The organism is Streptomyces sp. NPDC001941 (assembly GCF_040296945.1).
Classification (GTDB): Bacteria; Actinomycetota; Actinomycetes; order Streptomycetales; family Streptomycetaceae; genus Streptomyces.
In genome coordinates this window covers 1-4,274 of the sequence record NZ_JBEOYE010000213.1, presented here as the reverse complement: position 1 = coordinate 4,274, position 4,274 = coordinate 1, and the positions used below count along the sequence as shown (strand labels likewise).

Below are 4,274 nucleotides of genomic sequence, written 5' to 3'. Positions count from 1 at the left end.
CTGCTCGGGCCGCCGGGAGTGGGCAAGACGCATATCGCCGTCGCTCTCGCGGTCGCGGCCTGCCGGGCCGGGTACTCGATCTACTTCACCAGCCTTGGGCGAGTCCCTCGGCGGCTTCGCCGGCGGAGCCCTGTTCACCGCGCTGCTCCAGCACCACCTGGGCCCCGCCTACTGGACGGGAACCGCCCTGGTGGGCCTCGCGGGAGCCGCCATGACCACCCTGCCCCGGCGGTGCACCTGACGCGACCCGACTGCGCGGCGTTTGCCGCGCTTGCTCGGGACGCGTCAGGCCTGGGTGTACAGGACATCAGCCTCCGGCGATGCCGGACGGCTTCTTGGCGATCCCCATACTCGCCGACAGGAACTCGTCCTGGCGTGTGCTCCGGTGTTCTGGCTTCCTCGGCACCTTGAGGCCGGAGATGCCCTGCACTGTACGCGGACCGTGACGGCCTGCCTGGGGCGGTGGTGAGCCTCATCGCGGCTGCGGGCGGTGATCGCCTGAGACGTGCAGCGTGATGGCGCCACGTCCATGACCAGGGGTTCACACCAGGCGGCGCCACCGAACTTCGTGGGCCACGCAGCGTGCTTGAGGTGATCAAGTGGGTGGGTCGGGGGGTGAGAGGTAGCGTGGCGGCCAGTTGGCGGGGTCGAACAGTCCCAGGAGGTAGGCGCGTGCGGTCAGGGCACCGCGGCTGGCGGCTCCCAGGCGCTTACGGAGGATCTTGAGGCGGTAGTCCAGGCCCTGGCGGCTGATGGACAGGGTGTGAGCGATGGTGGCGTTGCTGTCACCCTGGGCAAGGCGCTCCAGGATGGCCGCGTCAAGTGGTTCGAGGCGGATGCGGTGGTGGGCTGGGTCGGGGGCCCGGGAGAGTGCGGCAGTCAGGGTGATCAGGTGCCGGGGGGCGGGATCTGCTGTGTGGCAGATGCGGGCGAGCTGGATGTCGGCGATCACGATGCCGCCCGCCGGGGTGAGCAGTGTCAGGCCCTCTAATCGGGCGTGCCGGTCGGGTTGTGGGGTATGGGTGCGTGCGGTGTTGAGCAGGGTCCGGGAGTCGGCGGTGATCCAGCGTCTGGCAATGGCGCCGGTGAGTTGTTCACGGCTGGTGCACAGGAGCTGGGCTAATGCATGATTGGCGAATTCGATGGTGTCCTGTGAGTCCAGGATCGCGGCGGCGGTGGGCAGGGCGTCAACCAGCCACCGGTCCTGGGGCGGATCCTGGCTGTGGCTGTGGCTTTGGCTGTGGCTGTGGCTGCTGGCGGCCGCCGATAGCGGTGGGGAGGTGGTGGTCAGATGTTGGGCGCTGTGGATGTAGGCGCCGGTACCGTGGGTGGTGGCGATGCGACTGCGTCGGGAGGCGAACCTGGTGCCCTGGCGTGAGGTCCAGGTGAACTCGCCTTCCAGCGATGGACGAGCAGTTGAGGGCGGGGCGGGGACCGGCCCGTTCAGGGAGGCCAGGACTTCTCGTTCGTCCAGAGTGATGACGTCCTGCTGGGTGGAGCCGACAGCGTCGAGGAAGGCCATATTAGTGATCATGATGCGGCCTTCGTCGTCCAGGATCGACACCGGCTGGTGCAGTTGGCCGATCAGTCCGTGCAGGAGGGACTCGAAGATGGAGCCCCGTTCGATGTGGCGGCGGTCGCGTTCGCGGTCCACCGCGATACCCACGACTCCGGTGCAGATGCCGCTCTGGTCCCGGAGGGGGGCGACGCAAGCATGGACGTTTCCGCTGGGACCGGTACGCCATTGCACCGTCTCGCCCCGACGGGCACGCAGGTGGGCCATTACATCGGGGTGGTGGGGGTAGGAGTCGTCCACCCGCAGAGTGTTGTCGTACGTGAAGAAAGCTCCCGAAGAGCCGCAGAACTCTTTGAACCAGGCGGCACCACGGCTGAACTGGACGGCCAGGCGTTCGTCGGTAACCCACAGGCCCACCGGGAGTGAGGCGAACACGTCGTTGGGAACACCGTCGAGCCGCAACGTTTATTCTCCTGTTTGTAGCACGTGTTCGGGCACCATTGCTGGGGTTCCCGGTCGTCAGTCATTGAGGGGACTGGTCCGGCCCTGCGGCCGTCGAGCCGGGGCCGCCGCGGGTCTTTCGTGCGGCTGACTGTCACCGTCGCTCCCCGTTCACCCGGGTTTTTCGCTCCTGTTCCGCCCGGGTCGCTTCTTTTTGCCAATGGACCTTTGAGCGCGAGGGAGTTGTAGACGCTGAGGTAGGGCTTGCTTGGCTGCAGTCTGCCGGTAGAGGTGCGCGGCGCCTCGCTGCGAGCCCCTTCGCACCCGCCCTGGCCGCCAGAGGCACGCTGCGTACGGTGAACAGCGGAAGTGCTTACAACCGTGCTCTCGTGCCGCGGCACACCCTCAGGCAAGTCTGTACGCCCTGAGGCCAGTTTGATCAGTAGCGAGCTTAGTGCGGCCCGCGGTCGGGGTGGCGTCCCGGTGACCCGAACGGCGCATCATGCCGCATATCTCCCGTTCTGTCGCATGAACGTTTCTGCGCCCTTGCTGCACGCTCCACCCCGCCGGTGCATCGCGGGGGATGACACACCGTGTTGACCCTCAGCCGGGACCAGTCGCCCCTTCACCTCCCGCCTCACCCGGCCCTCCGGCCCCCGGAGAGTCCACGTCCGGCCTCTCCGGCTCCGGCCCTCCTTCCACTGCCTCGGCCTTCCACCCGCCCTTCGGTTCTCCGTCCGGCTTCTCCTCCGGTTTCGTCTCGGCAGCCAGCCCGGCCTCCGACTCCGCGTCCCTCACGCCGACCGCGTCAGGCCCGGCAGTCCTGCCGCTCGTCGCCGTGTCACCGCCGATGCTGCGGCTGCCTCGGCCAGTACGCTGCGCGTGCTCGGCCTGCAGGACATCGCGCTCCACGTACAGCGGGCGCCGGCCCTGAAACGCCGAGGGGATCAGGAGACCTCGCTGTTTCCACTTGCGGATGGTCGCCGCCGGAACCCCGACGGCAGCAGCGGCTTCCGCCGTGGTCAGCAGCCGCCAGGCCGCCGACTGCGCTGCCCGCGAGCGTAGTTCGGCCATGCGCCGTCGATTCACCGGTACAGTCACCACACTTCTCCTTCCGATCAGCCAGAGCAACTACACCCACCCCGTACAGCAGCAAACGGCCCGTAGCAGCCCGCAGCGCAAGGGACCGAGTCCCAGCCCCTGGCTGTCGACGCGCCGGCCCGAACCCGCATTCTCTCGACTCCCCCCTGGGGCTCGGGCCGCAACGCATGCTCAAGGAGCGCGCAGCCAGAGATCCCAGCGAAGAAAGCGAGCCAGTGAACAGGTGAGGTCCCCGGTGGGGGAGCGGAGCCGGGTCCAGCGGCGTACGGAGGCTGAGGGAACCCCGGCGATCATGGAACCGCGGTCTATTCCTGAGCAGCCCCAAGCCCCCAGAGGAGGAACCCGTGTAGCCGTCCACAACGGCGCAGCCGGGTGCTGAGCTATCCAGTGCCCACCGCTGCTGGCCCCGCTCAACAGCGCAGCCCGCAGCACCTACGCTGCCCGCCGCCCCACCACCTGTACGAAACCTCACCCAGGCCCGAGCCTCCTGCCCCTGCCCAGGCCATCCGGTGGCCGGGCCCCAGGACAGGGGAGGGCACTGCTGGGCCAGCGCCCTTGGCAGGACGTGCACGTGACGGTGTCGTCAGCACTGGAGAACAGGGACCGCAGCTCACACCCTGGACACACGCCGCTCACCCGGCGACGCGGATCATCGTCGCCCAGGATCCGCCGCGCCTGGGCGTAGTGGCGCACCACCGCAGCGGCATGCCGCCCGGCCGGCCGGGTAGTGACCCGTCCGGCCGGCTCACGGCCCAGACCCTCGCACAGCACCTGCAGCAGCCGGCCCGGCCGCACCGGCCCGTCAGGAAGCAGTTCCGGAGCGGTGTGCTCGGCCCACGTACGGGTCAGTGTCACGCACCGCTCCGCGTGGTCGAACACGCCCAGCCGCAGAGGCAGCGGCTGGTCCCGGCATGCCCAGCTGGCTCTTGCGGCAGGCTGGGTCAAGCGGCTGCGCGGCGCCCGCGGATGGGTCGCCAGCCGCAACCGCACGTACACCAGCGGCAGACTCGACAACGCCCGCCCCACCAGGTGCAGGCACAATCCGCACACCTGCTGTACCTCATCCGCAACCACCAGCCCCCCGCACATCAGACACGTCACCCGTTCGGTCATGACACTCTCCTAATGGGACTCGTCGGGCCGTGAGGGAGACTACGGTCCGTAGCCGCCAGCAGGTGAGCACTGCTCTCACCGGAGCCGTTTGAGCTCTGCTGTC

3 protein-coding genes and 1 pseudogene are annotated in these 4,274 nt (G+C 68.7%); 2 read left to right on the top strand and 2 right to left on the bottom strand.

The window, feature by feature from the left end; all coding sequences use genetic code 11:
• Positions 1–120 (top strand): annotated as a pseudogene (locus tag ABT160_RS46490) (ATP-binding protein); the annotation flags it as partial.
• Complete coding sequence (locus ABT160_RS46485; protein WP_351656345.1) at positions 95–241, top strand: hypothetical protein; 147 nt, start codon at positions 95–97, stop codon at positions 239–241. The pseudogene ABT160_RS46490 and the gene ABT160_RS46485, both read left to right, overlap by 26 nt.
• A 354-nt stretch (positions 242–595) precedes the next feature.
• Here the strand turns inward: ABT160_RS46485 and ABT160_RS46480 are convergent, their stop codons facing one another.
• Positions 596–1,978 carry a PAS domain-containing protein gene (locus ABT160_RS46480; RefSeq protein ID WP_351656343.1) on the bottom strand — a complete coding sequence of 461 codons (1,383 nt, stop codon included), beginning with the start codon at positions 1,976–1,978 and terminating at the stop codon, positions 596–598.
• 582 nt (positions 1,979–2,560) lie between these two features.
• Positions 2,561–3,058, bottom strand: a complete 498-nt coding sequence (locus ABT160_RS46475) for a MerR family transcriptional regulator (protein WP_351656341.1) — start codon at positions 3,056–3,058, stop codon at positions 2,561–2,563.
• Positions 3,059–4,274 lie beyond the last annotated feature (1,216 nt).